At 63.2% G+C, this 14754-nt stretch carries 16 protein-coding genes; 8 read left to right on the top strand and 8 right to left on the bottom strand.

The window, feature by feature from the left end; translation table 11 throughout:
- The first annotated feature begins 45 nt into the window (after positions 1-45).
- The 3 genes from NUX07_RS08490 to alr are packed head-to-tail and all read left to right on the top strand — an operon-like array spanning position 46 to position 2678.
- Positions 46-1263: a bifunctional alpha/beta hydrolase/OsmC family protein gene (locus NUX07_RS08490; protein WP_265530142.1), complete on the top strand. Its 1218-nt coding sequence runs from the start codon at positions 46-48 to the stop codon at positions 1261-1263.
- Positions 1260-1637: a GFA family protein gene (locus NUX07_RS08485; protein ID WP_265530141.1), complete on the top strand. Its 378-nt coding sequence runs from the start codon at positions 1260-1262 to the stop codon at positions 1635-1637. The genes NUX07_RS08490 and NUX07_RS08485 overlap by 4 nt, the downstream gene beginning before the upstream one ends.
- 9 nt (positions 1638-1646) lie before the next feature.
- Complete coding sequence (alr, locus tag NUX07_RS08480) at positions 1647-2678, top strand: alanine racemase (protein ID WP_265530140.1); 1032 nt, start codon at positions 1647-1649, stop codon at positions 2676-2678.
- Here alr and nth read toward each other — a convergent pair.
- The 4 genes from nth to NUX07_RS08460 form a co-directional block, all read right to left on the bottom strand.
- The gene (gene nth / locus NUX07_RS08475) at positions 2675-3328 is read right to left on the bottom strand and encodes an endonuclease III (RefSeq protein ID WP_265530139.1); all 654 of its coding nucleotides are present in this window, start codon (positions 3326-3328) and stop codon (positions 2675-2677) included. The two genes, alr and nth, sit on opposite strands and share 4 nt — an antisense overlap.
- The gene (gene dapB, locus NUX07_RS08470) at positions 3325-4017 is read right to left on the bottom strand and encodes a 4-hydroxy-tetrahydrodipicolinate reductase (RefSeq protein ID WP_265530138.1); all 693 of its coding nucleotides are present in this window, start codon (positions 4015-4017) and stop codon (positions 3325-3327) included. Before dapB ends, nth begins: the two co-directional genes overlap by 4 nt.
- Positions 4018-4077: 60 nt before the next feature.
- A complete protein-coding gene (locus NUX07_RS08465; protein WP_265530137.1) occupies positions 4078-4521 on the bottom strand; it encodes a hypothetical protein in 444 nt (147 codons plus the stop codon).
- Positions 4522-4671: 150 nt separating this feature from the next.
- Positions 4672-5064 carry an acyl-CoA thioesterase gene (locus tag NUX07_RS08460; protein ID WP_265530136.1) on the bottom strand — a complete coding sequence of 131 codons (393 nt, stop codon included), beginning with the start codon at positions 5062-5064 and terminating at the stop codon, positions 4672-4674.
- Between the two features lie 115 nt (positions 5065-5179).
- Between NUX07_RS08460 and NUX07_RS08455 the strand changes: the two genes are divergently transcribed.
- Complete coding sequence (locus NUX07_RS08455) at positions 5180-5881, top strand: NAD-dependent deacylase (protein WP_265530135.1); 702 nt, start codon at positions 5180-5182, stop codon at positions 5879-5881.
- On the opposite strand, the gene era is transcribed toward NUX07_RS08455, so the two are convergent.
- The 3 genes from era to lepB are packed head-to-tail and all read right to left on the bottom strand — an operon-like array spanning position 5873 to position 8240.
- The gene (gene era / locus NUX07_RS08450; RefSeq protein ID WP_265530134.1) at positions 5873-6763 is read right to left on the bottom strand and encodes a GTPase Era; all 891 of its coding nucleotides are present in this window, start codon (positions 6761-6763) and stop codon (positions 5873-5875) included. The genes NUX07_RS08455 and era overlap by 9 nt on opposite strands.
- Positions 6760-7428, bottom strand: a complete 669-nt coding sequence (gene rnc / locus NUX07_RS08445; RefSeq protein WP_265530133.1) for a ribonuclease III — start codon at positions 7426-7428, stop codon at positions 6760-6762. Before rnc ends, era begins: the two co-directional genes overlap by 4 nt.
- A complete protein-coding gene (lepB, locus tag NUX07_RS08440) occupies positions 7428-8240 on the bottom strand; it encodes a signal peptidase I (protein WP_265530132.1) in 813 nt (270 codons plus the stop codon). Before lepB ends, rnc begins: the two co-directional genes overlap by 1 nt.
- 78 nt (positions 8241-8318) lie before the next feature.
- Here lepB and pgi point away from each other — a divergent pair, with 78 nt between their 5' ends.
- The 4 genes from pgi to NUX07_RS08420 are packed head-to-tail and all read left to right on the top strand — an operon-like array spanning position 8319 to position 13958.
- Positions 8319-9824 carry a glucose-6-phosphate isomerase gene (gene pgi / locus NUX07_RS08435; RefSeq protein ID WP_265530131.1) on the top strand — a complete coding sequence of 502 codons (1506 nt, stop codon included), beginning with the start codon at positions 8319-8321 and terminating at the stop codon, positions 9822-9824.
- Positions 9821-11167, top strand: a complete 1347-nt coding sequence (gorA, locus tag NUX07_RS08430; protein WP_265530130.1) for a glutathione-disulfide reductase — start codon at positions 9821-9823, stop codon at positions 11165-11167. Before pgi ends, gorA begins: the two co-directional genes overlap by 4 nt.
- On the top strand, positions 11167-12747 hold the full coding sequence (locus NUX07_RS08425) for a phytoene desaturase family protein (protein ID WP_265530129.1): 1581 nt from the start codon (positions 11167-11169) through the stop codon (positions 12745-12747). The genes gorA and NUX07_RS08425 overlap by 1 nt, the downstream gene beginning before the upstream one ends.
- Positions 12744-13958: a CaiB/BaiF CoA transferase family protein gene (locus NUX07_RS08420; protein WP_265530128.1), complete on the top strand. Its 1215-nt coding sequence runs from the start codon at positions 12744-12746 to the stop codon at positions 13956-13958. Before NUX07_RS08425 ends, NUX07_RS08420 begins: the two co-directional genes overlap by 4 nt.
- Here the strand turns inward: NUX07_RS08420 and NUX07_RS08415 are convergent.
- Complete coding sequence (locus tag NUX07_RS08415) at positions 13955-14749, bottom strand: hypothetical protein (protein ID WP_265530127.1); 795 nt, start codon at positions 14747-14749, stop codon at positions 13955-13957. The two genes, NUX07_RS08420 and NUX07_RS08415, sit on opposite strands and share 4 nt — an antisense overlap.
- Between the last annotated feature and the right edge of the window lie 5 nt (positions 14750-14754).

Here is a 14754-nt window from a genome sequence, read left to right as displayed (position 1 = left end):
TTGCCACCTTGGTGCGTAGTGTAGGCATGACCGCAAGGAGGCACCATGCACAGTACTGAAACATTCAAATTCACCAGCAGCGACGGCACGCAGCTTGATGGCCGCTTGGAACGGCCGCGTTATGGCACGCCGCGCGCGGTCGCGATCTTTGCCCATTGCTTCACCTGCGGGAAGGATAGCCGCGCGGCGACCTTCATCACGCGGGCGCTCGCGGCCAAGGGCGTGATGGTGCTGCGCTTCGATTTTGCGGGCCTGGGCGGATCGGTGGGCGATCTTGCCGGGTTTGCGACGCACGTCGATGACCTCAAGGCGGCAGCGGATGCGCTGAGCGAGAAGGGACATCCGCCAAGCTTGCTGATCGGCCACAGCCTTGGCGGGGCTGCCGTCATCGCCGCTGCCGGCAAGATCGACAGCGTTACCGCGGTGGCCACGCTGGGCGCGCCCGCGGATACCGATCACGTGCTGCAAAACCTTGGCGATAAGCGCGAAGTCGTCGAACGCGAGGGCGAGGCCGTCGTCAAGATCGCCGGGCGCGAGTTCGAAGTGAAAAAGCGTTTCATCGAGGAAACCGCAGGGCAGCTGCAGGAAGAGCATATCGCCAAGTTGCACAAGCCGCTCCTCATCATGCATTCCCCGACCGACGAGTTGGTGTCGATCGACAATGCGTCCAAGATTTTTAACGCCGCCAAACATCCCAAGAGTTTCTTGTCGCTCGACGGTGCCGATCACTTGCTGATGGATGACAAGGACGCGTATTACGCCGCCAATGTCATCGCGGCGTGGTCCGAACGGTATATTTCGAGCCTCGAGGAGATGGACGATGATCCGCCGCTCGACGGCACGGTGCGGGTTGAAACCGCGGGCGGCAAGTTCGCGCAGCTATTCGCAACCCCGAGCCACGAATTCATCCTCGACGAACCCAAGTCCATCGGTGGAAACGACGATGGTCCCACGCCCTACGACTTGCTGCTGGGTGCGATCGGCGGCTGCACGGCGATGACGGTGCAGATGTATGCCGACCGCAAGAAATGGCCGCTGGAAAAGGTAACGGTGGAGCTCGAGCATAATCGCGATCATGCGCAGGATTGCCTCAGCGACGCGGCCGGAGGAGACGACAAGATCGAAGTGATCGACAAGGCCATCCGCTTCGAAGGCGATCTCGACGAAGAGCAGCGCGCGAGATTGATGGAAATCGCCGACAAATGCCCGGTTCACCGCACGATAACGGGGGACCTGCACATTCATTCGACGCTGGTGAAATGAGGGGCGGCTGTCATTGCGGCGTGGTGCGCTTTACGGCGCGGCTGCCGGAGGCGCCCGTACCGGCGCTGGCGTGCAATTGCTCGATCTGTGCGATGACTGGCTTCATCCACATCATCGTCCCGCATGAGGATTTTGCGCTCGAACAGGGACAGGACGCGCTCACCAGCTACCGCTTCGGCACCGGCACCGCAAAGCATCTGTTCTGCAAGCATTGCGGCGTGAAGAGCTTCTACCAGCCGCGCAGCCACCCCGACGCATGGAGCGTCAATGCGAATTGCCTCGACGATCCGGTGGAGCTGGTAGTCGACCAGTTCGACGGTCAAAATTGGGATGCCAGCAAGGCGGCGCTCGACGCCAAGGATGCTGCTGGCTAGGGGAGGGATGTGACCCACAAACCGCTCCGCCTCATCATCGATCGCAAGGCGCTCCAGTCCAACTGGCGCTGGATTGCCGCACAATCGGGTGTGGAGACCGGCGCTGCCGTCAAGGCCGATGGTTACGGGCTAGGGGCTGTCGAGGTCGTGGCCACGTTGGCGGATGCCGGTGCGAAGGAATTCTTCGTGTCGACGTGGGACGAAGCCGAAGCGCTCGGTAAGCTGCCAGAGGGCGCGCGGCTGGCCGTGCTGCACGGTCTTGGCCCCGACGATGCGCTCGCGGCGAAAGACAGTCCGCATCGCCCCGTCCTCAATACCATGAGCCAGGTCCAACGCTGGCGCGCCGCCTTCGGGGACCGGGCCTGCGATGTGATGATCGACACGGGCATGAACCGTCTCGGCGTGGGGATGGACGAACTGGACGGTCTCCAAGGCCTGCGCATCGATACGCTGCACGGACACCTTGCCTGCGCCGATGAAGATCACCCGATGAACGCGCTGCAATTGGAGCGCTTTTCCGCCGCGAAGGCGCGGGTGGAGGCGCAGCGCTATGCTCTCGCCAATTCGGCGGGCATCCTGCTCGGCAAGGACTACGCGTTCGACCTGGTGCGCCCCGGCATAGCGCTCTACGGCGGCGTGCCGCGGCGCGAGGCCGAGCTCATGATCGAGCAGGTGGTGACCCCCGAAGCGCAGGTCGTGCAGATCCATACGGTCAAGGCCGGCGACAGCGTGGGATATGGCGCAACCTTCACTGCCGAACGCGATACGCCGGTGGCGACGCTCAACATCGGCTATGCGGACGGCTTCGCGCGTAATCTTTCGGGCAAGGCCCACGCGGTGCGCGGTAACACGCTGCTGCCCCTGCTGGGGCGCGTCTCGATGGACCTGGTCGCGGTCGATATCAGCCGCGCCGGCGATGTGCGCGAGGGCGACTGGATGGCGATCGATTACCAGCTGCCCCAGATCGCGCGCGATGCGGGTATCTCGCAATATGAAGCGCTGACCGGATTGGGCCAGCGGTTCGAGCGGGTCTGGGTCTAAGCTTTCGCCCTTTTGGGTGCCGGCGTCTTTTTCTTGTAACGACACAAGTCGCTGACCACGCAGCGCCAGCATTCGGGGGTGCGCGCCTTGCAGACATAACGGCCATGCAGGATCAGCCAGTGGTGCGCGCCGACGCGAAAGGGCGCAGGGGTCAGCTTGTCCAGCTTCTTCTCGACCGCCAGCGGGGTCTTCCCGGGGGCAAGGCCGGTGCGATTGCCGATACGGAAAATATGCGTGTCGACCGCGAATGTCTCCTGCCCGAACGCGCAGTTGAGGACGACATTGGCAGTTTTGCGACCCACGCCCGGCAATCTTTCCAGCGAAGCGCGATCCTGCGGCACCGCGCCGCCGAAATCATCGACGAGGATCTGCGCGGCCTTGATGACATTCTTGGCCTTGGTGTTGAACAGCCCGATCGACTTTATGTGTTCCTTGAGCGCGTCTTCGCCCAGATCGAGCATCTGCTGCGGCGTCTTTACCTTGCGAAACAGCTCGCGCGTCGCCTTGTTGACCCCGACGTCGGTCGCCTGCGCCGATAACGCCACCGCGACGACCAGCTGGTAGGGATTACCATATTCAAGCTCGGTCTCGGGATCCGGATTGGCTTCGCCGAGCCGCCGGTAGAATTCGAAAATGTCGGCTTTTTTCATGCCTCGCCGATGACATCTTTCATCGTGTAGTACCCCGGGCTTTGCTGGCTGAGGAAACGCGCTGCCGTGAGCGCGCCGCGGGCAAAGATGGCGCGGCTTTCGGCGCGGTGGGACAGGATGAGGCGTTCGTCAGGCCCTAAGAACATCACGTCATGATCGCCCGCTACGGTGCCGCCGCGTACGGCGCTGTAGCCGATGGCGCCGGTTTCGCGCTTTTCATCGCTGCCGCAGCGGCCCATTTCGTCCTTGGCGTCCTCGTTGCGCCCGCGTTCGGCGGCAAGCCCGAGGTGCAGCGCGGTGCCTGAGGGCGCATCGACCTTGTGCCGGTGATGGGCCTCGACGATCTCGATGTCCCACTCATCGCGGCCGAGGACGGCGGCCGCGCGTTCGACCAGATCGGACAGAAGCGCGACGCCGAGCGACGTATTCGGCGCGACGAGGACTGGAATTTCTTCAGCTGCCGAACGGAGCAGGTCGTGATGACCATCTTCCAGCCCGGTGGTGCCGATCAGGAGCGCCATCTGGCCGCTGATCGCGCGGTCGATGCTGTCGCGAACCGCGCCCGGGGCGGAAAAGTCGATGAGAACGGCAGCGCCGTCCTCGACGATGGCGATACCGTTATCCTCCGCGGCAGCGGCGGTAATGGCTCGGCCCATGCGGCCCTCGGGGGCGACTAAAGCGATCTTCATGGCTGATCTGTGCCGTAGCCCCGGACAATCCGCAACCGCGATTGCCCGGGGCCGGCGGCGCTACTCGCGGAAATTCAGTTCCTGCAGCAGCGACGTGCTCATCACCGTGCGATATTCGGCGCGATTTCCGCTTTCCGCGGCGAGTTGGTCGTTGGTGCGTCGGACGAAGGCCTGGAAGGCTTCGCGGCGACGATCGCCCTCGGCGCCGTCCGGCAGGCTCGCATAGGTCCTGATCAAGTAAAGATCGGGCTCGTCATGCCGGTTATGGACATTCGAGAGTATCGTGTAGCTGGTGATCCAGCCCTGCTCCATCGAGAAGTCGTTGAACCGGCGCCATTCGGTCGCGAGCCAGTTGGCATAGCGCGGGCCTGCCCCGTCGGCGACATCAATACCCGTCACTTCCCAATATTCGCCGCCAATTATCGGCGGTGCGCTTTGCGCCTGTGCCGGCACGGCAAGGATCATCGTCGCGGCGGTGGCCGCGGCAAGCAAGTGCTTCATCATTGGTCATCTCCCCTGTTGCCGACGGCCATTTTGGCGTCGGCTCCCGGGAACGGCGTCGCCCGAACCGGGCGAACTCATACAACGCAACCACTCGGGCAGGCGTCGTTCCTAATCTGCGTTAATCACATTTGCGCGATTCGCGCTACCCCGTCAGTCGACGAAGCGTTTGACGATGTCCGTGGCAAGGCGGACAGGCCGCTGCGTCACACTGTCGAGGCAGCACCAGGTGCTCTTCACTTCGGCGATGACATCCTCGCCGCGCTTGATCACTGTCGTGAACATCGCGCGTGCGCCCTGCACGCGTTCGGCAATGACGTCGGCGACCATCTTGTCGTCCAGGAAAGCGGGGCGGCGGTAGCTGATCTCGTGCTTGAGCGCGACCCACAGATGCTTTGCCACCGCGTCGGGCGGCGCGATCTTCGTCCAATAGTCGACGACGGCGTCCTGCACCCATTTCAGATACACCGAATTGTTGACGTGACCCATGAAGTCGATGTCGTCGGGACGAATGCCGATCTGGTGGTGGAACGCTTCATTACTCATAGGTCTCACCATGCGGTTATTGACAGGAGTGTCAATGGAAATGTGGCAGGAATGTGTTGCCAATGGGTGAATAGCCGTCTTGTTCCGATGGAAGGCCTGTGAAAGCGTGTCAAAGATGAAACAAGACTTTGAAAACATTGTGATCCTGACCGGTGCGGGCATCAGCGCGGAAAGCGGGCTTGCGACCTTTCGCGGTGCGGAAGGGCTGTGGGAGGGGCATCGCGTCGAAGATGTCGCCACGCCGGGCGCGTTCGTTGCCGACCCTCATCTGGTGCAGCGATTTTACGATGCGCGCCGCGCGGCGCTGTCGACGGTAGAACCCAATGCGGCGCATGACGCGCTGGCGCGGCTCGATGCCGAATGGCGCGGCGAACTGCTGATCGTCACCCAGAATGTCGACGACCTGCATGAGCGGGCAGGGGCAAAGCGCATGCTGCACATGCATGGCGAGCTGCGAAGCGCGCTTTGCCTCGGCTGTGGCGAGCGATCGCGGGTCGAGGGCGACTTGATCGAATTCCCGCCTTGCCCCGAGTGCGCGCAGCAAATGCTGCGACCCGACATAGTGTGGTTCGGCGAATTGCCCTACGAGATGGAGCGGATCGAGCAAGCATTGATGCGTGCAGACCTGTTCGTATCGATCGGGACGTCGGGCGCGGTCTACCCGGCGGCGGGGTTCGTCCAGAGCGCGAAATATCGCGGCGCCTACTGCGTCGAGCTCAACCTGGACCCCAGCCAGGGCAGCATCTTTTTCGACGAAAGCCGCATGGGCCCGGCAAGCGAACTGGTGCCGGCGTTTGTCGACGAACTATTAGGCTGACCAGTCCAGTCCGACCTCTTCGTAAATCTCGCGGTCCTCGTCCCACTTGGGATCGACCTTGACGTGGAGGAACAGGTGCACCTTGCGGCCAAGATGTTCGGCGATCTCCTTGCGCGCGGCTTCACCGATGCTCTTGAGCTTTGAGCCGCCCTTGCCGAGCACGATGCCCTTTTGGCTGTCGCGCGCGATGCGGATTTGCTGGTGGATCGCGGTCGACCCGTCGGGGCGTTCTTCCCATTTCTCGGTCACGACCGCGCTCGCATACGGCAGTTCCTGGTGAAGCTGGTTGTAGAGCTGCTCGCGCGTCATCTCGGCGGCGATCATGCGGTCGGTCGCGTCGGACAACTGGTCTTCGGGGAAATGCCACGGGCCTTCGGGCATGACCGAGGCAAGATGCTGCTTGAGGTCGTCGACCCCTTCGCCCGTTGTGGCGCTGATGAAGAAGACGGCTTCGGGGTCGAGCCGGTCCGACAGGGTCTGCGCGAGAACGAGCAATTCGCGCTTGTTGGCGATGTCGGTCTTGTTGAGCACGAGGATCTTGGGCTCGGGCCGGTTTGCCACCCCGTCGAGCAGCATCTGCGCCTTCTTGGAGAGGCCGGCAGCAGCATCGATCATCACTAGGACGCGGTCCGCATCCTCGGCACCTTCCCAGGCGGCCTTGACCATGGCGCGGTCGAGGCGGCGGCCGGGCGAAAAGATGCCGGGCGTGTCGAGCAGGAGGATCTGGACGTCGTCATGGATGGCGATGCCCATCAGCCTGGTGCGCGTGGTCTGCGCTTTGGGGCTGGTGATCGCGACCTTCTGGCCGACCAACGCATTGACCAGCGTGGATTTGCCCGCGTTGGGGGCGCCGAGCACGGCGACGAGACCGCATTTGGTCATGATAATTGCTCCAACAGGGCGGCAGCGGCGGCAGTTTGCGCTTCCTGCTTGCTGGCGCCTTCGCCCACCGCCTCGCGGTCGCCCGGCAGGGTGACTTTCACGCGAAACCGGGGATCGTGATGGGGGCCGGTACGCCCGATATCCTCGTAGCGCGGCGTACCGAGTTTCTTTTCGGCGGCCAGCTCCTGCAGGCCGTTCTTCGGGTGTACCGGTGCCTTGCGTTGGTCATCGAGAAGCGGCGCCCAATGCTTGCGCACGAAAGCGCTGCAGGCGTCTAGCCCGGCATCGAGATAGAGCGCGCCGAGCAGCGCCTCGATCACATCGCCGATGACATTGTCGCTGGTCTCCGCACGGCCTTCGCGGGCCTGCTTGGACAAGCGGATGAAGCGCGGCAGGTCGATGCTGCGCCCGACTTCGGCGCAGGTTTCGCGCGATACCAAAGAGGCGAAGCGGCGGTTCATCTTGCCTTCTGCTTCCTTGGGAAACCGGTGATAAAGCCAGTCCGCGATCACGATGCCGAGCACGCGGTCGCCGAGAAATTCGAGACGTTCGTAATTGCCCTCGCCCTGCCGCGATCCGTGCGTGAGGGCGCGGTCGAATAGTGAAGGGTCGCCGGGCGTATGGCCGAGCAGCTGCTGGACCGTTGCCGTGGTGTCCTGATCCATCAGTAGGTCACGCCGACGCGGCTACCGCGCAGCGCGGTGAACCAGGTCCAGGGCAGGAAGTAGCTGGCGCTGCCGTCGGTCGACCAGAAGTTCATCTCGGCGCGGCCGATGACATTTTCCATCGGCAGGTAGCCGACCCCGCCATCGCTGATCGAAAAACGGCTGTCGCCGCTGGCGTCGCGATTGTCGCCCAGCATGAAGAGATGGCCCGCTGGCACGGTGTAAGGTCCAAGGGCATCGGCATAGCCGTCGACCTGGTCGAGCACCGTGTAGGAGCGGCCCGAGGGCAGCGTTTCGCGGTACGCCGGGTAGCGGCAGATTTCGCCGCCTTCACCATCGGGTTCGATGAAGGGCCGCGCGCCGGCGGCGACATTGCACGGGCTGTTCTGGCTGATCTGCAGGCCGAAATCGCGCATGCGCTCCTTGGGTAGCGGGGTGCCGTTCAGCACGACATGGCCCGATCGCATCTCGATCTCGTCGCCGGGCAGTCCGATGACGCGCTTGACGACGATTTCCTTGCTGGCGTCGGGCGACTGAAAGACAACGATATCGCCGCGTTCTGGCATGCTTTCGAGAATGCGCCCCTCAAAGCTGGGGATCTGCAGCGGAAAGCTCCACTTCGAATAGCCGTAGGGCCATTTGGAGACGAACAGATAGTCGCCCACCAGCATGGTCGGCATCATCGATCCCGACGGGATCATGAAGGGCGCGACGATGAAGCTCCTCAGCACCCAAGCGAAGGCCGCCAGCAGGGCAAGGAATTTCCACAGCGGCATGCCTTTTTTGTCGGTCTCTTGTTCTGCACTATCCATCGCGCTCTCCCTTCAAGGGTTCGCTGCGAAGGTCAAGCGGGGATGGCAATTACGCGCGGCTGCCGTAAGAGGCGGGGCATGAGTGATTCCACTGCCAAGGCCTGGGCGGCCATCGAAGCCCATGACGCGCCGCGCATCGAGACCTTGTTTGAAGATGACGGGCGTCACGAGCGCTTTGCTTTCGATGCCGCGCATCTCCATTTCGACTTCTCCAAGACGCACCTCGATGCAGATCTCGTGGCGCATTTCGAGGCGCTGGCTGGCGCGACAGATTTTGTCGAGCAGCGGCGGGCCTTGTTCGCGGGTGAAATGGTCAACGTCACCGAAGAGCGCAGCGCCACGCATGTCGCCGAACGCGGCGAGGGCGGGCGCGAAGACAATGAGATGGCGACGCGGCTGCGCAATCGCATGCGCCACCTGATCGACGCGATCGAGGCCGAGGCGTTCGGCGAGATCGATGCGATCCTCCATATCGGCATCGGCGGATCGGCGCTGGGGCCGGCGCTGGCGGTCGACGCGCTGGGCCGCGGCGGAACCAAGCTGGACCTGCGCACCGTTTCCAATATCGACGGCGAAGCAATGGACGAAGCGCTGATCGGGCTCGACCCGGGCACGACGCTGGTCATCGCCGTATCAAAGAGCTTCTCGACCACCGAGACGCTGGAAAATGTCGAAGCCGCATTGGACTGGCTGAGCGGCGCGGGCATCGAAGACCCGATGGCGCAGCTCATCGCAATCACGGCAAACCCCGAACGCGCGCTCGAATATGGCATCGATGAAACGCGCATCCTGCCGTTCAGCGAAAATGTCGGGGGGCGCTATTCGCTGTGGTCTTCGGTGGGCATCTCGATTGCGCTGGCGCTCGGCTGGGACGCATTTGAAGCGATGCTCGAGGGCGCGGCCGAGATGGATCGGCACTTCAAGCTCGCTGCCCTCGATAAGAATGCGCCGTTCCTCGCCGCGGCAAGCGACCTGTTCTACGTGCATAATCGCGGTAGCCAGGCGCGCGCCTTCTTCGCCTATGACGAGCGGCTGCGATTGCTGGTGCCCTATCTCCAGCAGTTGATCATGGAATCGAACGGCAAGGGTGTCACCGCCAAGGGCGCGCCCGTCGACCGCGCTACCGCGCCGGTGGTGTGGGGCGGGGTGGGGACCGACGCACAGCATGCGGTGTTCCAGTTGCTCCACCAGGGCACGCTGGTCATGCCGATCGAATTCATCGCGGTGGCGGAAAACGAAGACAGCCAGGATCCCCGCCAGCATCGCCAGCTGCTTTTGAATGCCTTTGCGCAAGGCGCCGCGTTGATGACCGGCAAGGAGAGCGAGGATCCGGCGCGCGCCTATGCTGGCGACCGTCCGTCGACGACGATCCTGCTCGAGCGGTTGGATGCGCGCAGCCTTGGCGCGCTGATCGCCTTTTACGAGCATCGGACCTTTGCCGAGGCAGCGCTGCTGCAGATCAATCCGTTCGACCAGTTCGGCGTGGAACTGGGCAAGGAAATGGCACGCGCGATCGACGATCCCGAAGCGCGCGACCAGTTCGACGCCTCGACGCGCAACCTAATCGAGAAGGCAGGGCTATGAGCGACTATGACCTCTTCGTGATCGGCGCGGGGTCGGGCGGTGTACGCGCCTCGCGCATTGCCGCCAGCCACGGTGCCAAGGTCGGCATTGCCGAAGAATACCGTGTCGGCGGTACCTGCGTGATCCGCGGCTGCGTTCCCAAGAAGCTGCTCGTCTACGGTGCGCATTTCGCGGAGGATCTGCAGGACTGCGTGAAATTCGGCTGGGATATCGAGGGCAAGAGCTTCGATTGGGCCAAGCTGCGCGACAATGTCGCGGCCGAGGTCGATCGCCTCGAAGGTCTCTACAGGCAGACGCTCGGCAACAATGACGTCGAGATATTCGAGTGCCGCGCGCGGCTGGCGGGTGGCGGGAAGGTGGAGCTTTCGGACGGCCGTACGATTACAGCGGACAAGATACTGATTGCCGTGGGCGCGGAGCCATTCATTCCCGAGATCGAGGGCTGCAAGGACCACGCAATCACGTCGAACGACGTTTTCCATTTGCCCGAACTGCCGAAGCGCATCGCAATCGCGGGCGGCGGCTATATCGCCAATGAATTTGCCGGTATTTTCAACGAGTTCGGGTCGAAAGTTACGATCATCAATCGTTCCGACCAGATCCTGCGCGGCTACGACGAGCAGATGCGCGACCGGCTGCTGCAGATCAGCATGACCAAGGGCATCGATTTCCGCTTCAATGCGAAATTCAAGAAGGTCGAGAAGCAGGGCGATGGATCGCTCCTGCTGACGATGGACGGCTGCGATGACATGGAGGTCGATCAGCTTCTGTTCGCCACGGGCCGCGTGCCCAACACGCAGGATCTGGGGCTCGACAAGGCAAGGGTGGAAACCGAAGATCGCGGCGCGATCAAGGTCGACGAATATAATCGTACGACGGCCGAGGACGTTTATGCCGTCGGCGATGTCACCGACCGCATCCAGCTAACCCCCGTCGCCATTCGCGAGGGCCATGCCTTTGCCGATACGCAGTTCGGGGGCATGGACCGCACGATCGATTACGACAATGTGCCCAATGCGGTATTCTCGCACCCGCCGATCGCCGGCGTGGGCCTGACCGAAAGCGAAGCGCGCAACAAACTTGGTGGCCAGATCAAGACCTTCACGTCAGATTTTCGCGCGATGAAAAACGTTCTGGCCGGGCGTAACGAGCGTTCGCTCTACAAGTTGGTCGTCGATGCTTCGAACGACCGCGTCGTGGGTATCCACATGATCGGCCCCGAGGCTCCGGAGATCCTCCAGGCCGCTGCGATTGCGGTCAAAGCGGGTCTCACGAAAAGCGATTTCGACGAAACCGTCGCGCTGCACCCGACCATGGCCGAAGAACTGGTGTTGATGCGCTGATGCATGATGTCGTCGTCATCGGGGCCGGGCATAACGGCCTTGTCTGCAGCTACTATCTGGCCAGAAAGGGCCTCAAGGTCGCGCTGATCGAAGCCGCCGAAACGGTGGGCGGTGCCGCGGTTACCGACGAATTTCATCCGGGATTTCGCAATAGCGCGGCGAGCTACACGGTCAGCCTGCTCCAGCCCAAGGTCATCCAGGACTTGGAATTGCACCGGCACGGGCTCGAGATCGTGCTGCGCAAGGTCGATAACCTCCTGCCGACACGGGGGGGCGAGCATCTGCTCGCGGGTCGCGACGGGCTGACACGCGCCGAACTCGTCCGCCATCACAAGGGCGATGGCGCGGCCTATGATCGCTATCTCGAAGAGCTGCAGCGGGTCGTCGGCCTGATCAAGAAATGGCTGATGCGCGCTCCGCCTGGGTTCGGTCTGTCCGACTTGCCGGGACAATTGCGGCTGGGCGCCGACCTGATCGGCCTCAAGGATCGCGAAATCCGCATCCTGCACCGCTATTTCACCGCAAGCGCGGGCGATATCCTCGATGCCCGCTTCGAAGGACAGTTGGCCAAAGCTCTATTCGGCTTTGACGGCATCGTCGGCAACTTCGCGTCACCCTATGATTTCGGCACCGGCTACGTGCTGCTGCACCACCTGTTCGGCGAAGTGAACGGGGAGGAAGGCGCATGGGGGCATGCAATCGGCGGCATGGGCGCGATCACGCAGGCGATGGCCAAGGCCTGCCGCGAAGCAGGCGTGGACATCCTGCTCGGCACACCCGCGACCGAAGTGATCGTCGAGGGCGGCCGTGCGGTGGGCGTGCTCGCTGGCGGAAAGGCCTATCGCGGCAAGCAGATCGTGGCCGGCATCAATCCCAAACTGTTGTTCGATTACCTCGTGCCCGATGGCGCGGTGGAGCGGCATGTCGAACGCCATTTCACCAACTGGGCGTGCGAAAGCGCGACTTTCCGCATGAACGTGGCGCTCGAACGACTTCCCAATTTCACCGCCAAGCCGGGGCGAGGCGACCACCTGACTGCGGGCATCATCATGGCACCCAGCCTCGATCATATGGCGAAAGCCCATGCCTCGGCCGTGCTCGACGGGTGGAGCCGCGACCCGGTCATCGAAATGCTTGTCCCATCGACGCTCGATCCGACGCTCGCGCCAAAGGGCAAGCATGTCGCCAGCCTGTTCTGCCAGCATTTTCGTTACCGTTTGCCCGATGGCCGCAAGTGGGAAAACGAGCGCGAGTCCGCCGCCGACCAAATTATCGCTTGCGTTGACAGCTATGCACCCGGGTTCGCGGACAGCGTAATCGCGCGCCAAATCCATTCGCCAGCCGACCTCGAAAGCCGCTTCGGATTGATTGGCGGCGATATTTTCCACGGCAAGATGGGGCTCGACCAATTGTTCAGCGCGCGGCCGATGATTGGCCATGCCGATTATCGCATGCCGCTAAAGGGGCTCTATCTGTGCGGTTCGGGCGCGCATCCGGGCGGCGGAGTGACGGGCGCGCCGGGGCATAATGCTGCCAAGGCCGTGCTCGCGGATCGCCGCCCGTGGAAGCGCTCGGCATGAGCGCGCAGCCGCTCAATGGCCTCAAGGTGCTCGACCTGTCGCGGGTGCTGGCGGGGCCGTGGTGCACGCAATTACTCGCCGATATGGGCGCGGAGGTGTTCAAGGTCGAACAGCCGGGCGCGGGCGACGATACGCGCCATTGGGGCCCGCCCTGGCACACGCACGGCGATGAAAAGGTCGCCGCCTATTTCCTTGCTGCCAATCGCGGGAAGAAGTCGGTCGCCATCGACTTTTCGACCGAGGAGGGGGCACAACTCATCAAGCGCATGGCTGCCGATGCCGATGTGCTGGTCGAGAATTACCGCGTCGGCGGGCTGAAGAAACATGGGCTCGATGCCGATAGCCTGCGCAAAGCCAACCCGGCTCTCATCTACGCGTCGGTTACCGGTTTCGGGCAGGATGGCCCCTACGCGGATCGTGCTGGTTACGATTACATGATCCAGGCCATGGGCGGCATGATGAGCGTTACCGGCCAGCCCGATGGCACACCGGGCGGAGAGCCGCTTAAAGTCGGCGTTGCGATCGCGGACATCTTTACCGGCATGTATACCGCAAGCGCGATCCTCGCTGCGCTGCATGAGCGCAGTCGATCGGGGCAGGGCGCGCATATAGATATGGCGTTGTTCGATACGCAATTGGCGGTGCTGGCCAATCAGGCCTCCAATGCAATGGTATCGGGCAGGGACCCGACGCGGATGGGCAATAACCATCCCAACATCGTGCCCTACCGGCCCTTCGCGACTGCAGACCGCGCGATCGTGATCGCGGTCGGCAACGACCGGCAATTCGCCAAGCTCGCCGAAATTTGTGGTCACCCCGAATGGGCCGAGGACTGGCGCTTCGCCACCAATGCCGCGCGGGTTGAACACCGCGATGCGATCTGCGCCAAGATCGAGGCGATTCTGGTCGACAAATCATCGGATCACTGGATGGCGCTGCTGCTGGACGCGGGCATCCCGGCCGGGCCGATAAACTCGATCAGCGAGGCCCTGGCCGATCCGCAAGCGGTGCATCGCGGGGTCAGGCAGGCGCGAGGAAACGGCGGATTGGGCGCAACCCCCATGGTGGGTAGCCCGGTGCGCATCGATGGCCAGCGCGCCGATGCGGCCCTGAGCCCACCTGCGCTAGGCGAACATACGGATGCAGTGCTGGCGGATTACCTTGACGAAACCGAACGCGAGCGACTGCGCGCGGACGGCGTGATCGCCTAGTCGAGCGTGTCTTCCTCGTCGCCGTAGCGCGACTTCATGAACCGGCCATGCGCCTCAAGCGCGGCCATGTCCTTGCGGGCGAGGCGTTCGCCCAGTTCTTCGAGCGCCTTGCGCCCCGCGCCGAGGCCATCGGCAAGGCGTTCGTCGACGGTCATGCCTTCGCCGTCCACGCTATCGCGAAAACCTTCGGGCACCTGGTGATAGCGCTCGATCAGGCCGGGCAGATGATTGCTCATGAGGCGGCGTGCTTCCTGCGCCTCGGGTTCGCTCTTCTCGATCCGCGAGATCACTTTCTGGAAATCGGGCATCATCGTGTGAATGGCATCGACCTGGACTTGCGCCGGCGGGGGCAGGGCAGGGCGCTGGCGCACCAGGAAACTGTCGAAGCGGGAAACGATCTGCGCGTTGGATAGCGCGGGGTCGATCTTTTGCATGACCTGCGGCGCGCGCGGCCAGAACAGGGTCACCGCGGCGACAGCGATCGCCAGCCCAACCGCGGCGAGGAAACCGAACATGCCGATACCGCCTGGAATCAATAGGCCCGCAAGCACCGCGGCAAGACTGATGCCGCCAACGGCGATTCCGACTTGCAAAAGCCGCTTGCCGACGCCTTCCATGGTGCGCTGGTAATCGCGGCGGCGCGCGTCGCGGGCGGCGCCATCTTCGTCCATGCGTTCGAATATGCGGTCAGCGCGGCGCACCGTGCGGTCCGCCTTGTCGCGCACTGCGGGAACCCTCGCCATCACCTTTTCATGGTGCTGGATCGTCTTGGTGAGATCGCGGGTAATCATCGAGG

Source organism: Sphingomicrobium marinum (assembly GCF_026157105.1).
GTDB classification, from domain to species: Bacteria; Pseudomonadota; Alphaproteobacteria; order Sphingomonadales; family Sphingomonadaceae; genus Sphingomicrobium; species Sphingomicrobium marinum.
Note: the sequence above shows the minus strand (reverse complement) of the source record. Positions and strands in the feature narration are given on the sequence as shown.

What these genes read in the sequence shown, in the direction of transcription:
- NUX07_RS08485 (WP_265530141.1), top strand. Translation starts at nt 1,260, where the DNA reads ATGAGGGGCGGCTGTCATTGCGGCGTGGTGCGCTTTACGGCGCGGCTG.
- dapB (WP_265530138.1), bottom strand. Translation starts at nt 4,017, where the DNA reads ATGAAGATCGCTTTAGTCGCCCCCGAGGGCCGCATGGGCCGAGCCATT.
- NUX07_RS08460 (WP_265530136.1), bottom strand. Translation starts at nt 5,064, where the DNA reads ATGAGTAATGAAGCGTTCCACCACCAGATCGGCATTCGTCCCGACGAC.
- rnc (WP_265530133.1), bottom strand. Translation starts at nt 7,428, where the DNA reads ATGGATCAGGACACCACGGCAACGGTCCAGCAGCTGCTCGGCCATACG.
- NUX07_RS08415 (WP_265530127.1), bottom strand. Translation starts at nt 14,749, where the DNA reads ATGATTACCCGCGATCTCACCAAGACGATCCAGCACCATGAAAAGGTG.
- gorA (WP_265530130.1), top strand. Translation starts at nt 9,821, where the DNA reads ATGAGCGACTATGACCTCTTCGTGATCGGCGCGGGGTCGGGCGGTGTA.
- NUX07_RS08465 (WP_265530137.1), bottom strand. Translation starts at nt 4,521, where the DNA reads ATGATGAAGCACTTGCTTGCCGCGGCCACCGCCGCGACGATGATCCTT.
- NUX07_RS08420 (WP_265530128.1), top strand. Translation starts at nt 12,744, where the DNA reads ATGAGCGCGCAGCCGCTCAATGGCCTCAAGGTGCTCGACCTGTCGCGG.
- NUX07_RS08455 (WP_265530135.1), top strand. Translation starts at nt 5,180, where the DNA reads ATGAAACAAGACTTTGAAAACATTGTGATCCTGACCGGTGCGGGCATC.
- NUX07_RS08490 (WP_265530142.1), top strand. Translation starts at nt 46, where the DNA reads ATGCACAGTACTGAAACATTCAAATTCACCAGCAGCGACGGCACGCAG.
- NUX07_RS08425 (WP_265530129.1), top strand. Translation starts at nt 11,167, where the DNA reads ATGCATGATGTCGTCGTCATCGGGGCCGGGCATAACGGCCTTGTCTGC.
- nth (WP_265530139.1), bottom strand. Translation starts at nt 3,328, where the DNA reads ATGAAAAAAGCCGACATTTTCGAATTCTACCGGCGGCTCGGCGAAGCC.
- pgi (WP_265530131.1), top strand. Translation starts at nt 8,319, where the DNA reads ATGAGTGATTCCACTGCCAAGGCCTGGGCGGCCATCGAAGCCCATGAC.
- era (WP_265530134.1), bottom strand. Translation starts at nt 6,763, where the DNA reads ATGACCAAATGCGGTCTCGTCGCCGTGCTCGGCGCCCCCAACGCGGGC.
- lepB (WP_265530132.1), bottom strand. Translation starts at nt 8,240, where the DNA reads ATGGATAGTGCAGAACAAGAGACCGACAAAAAAGGCATGCCGCTGTGG.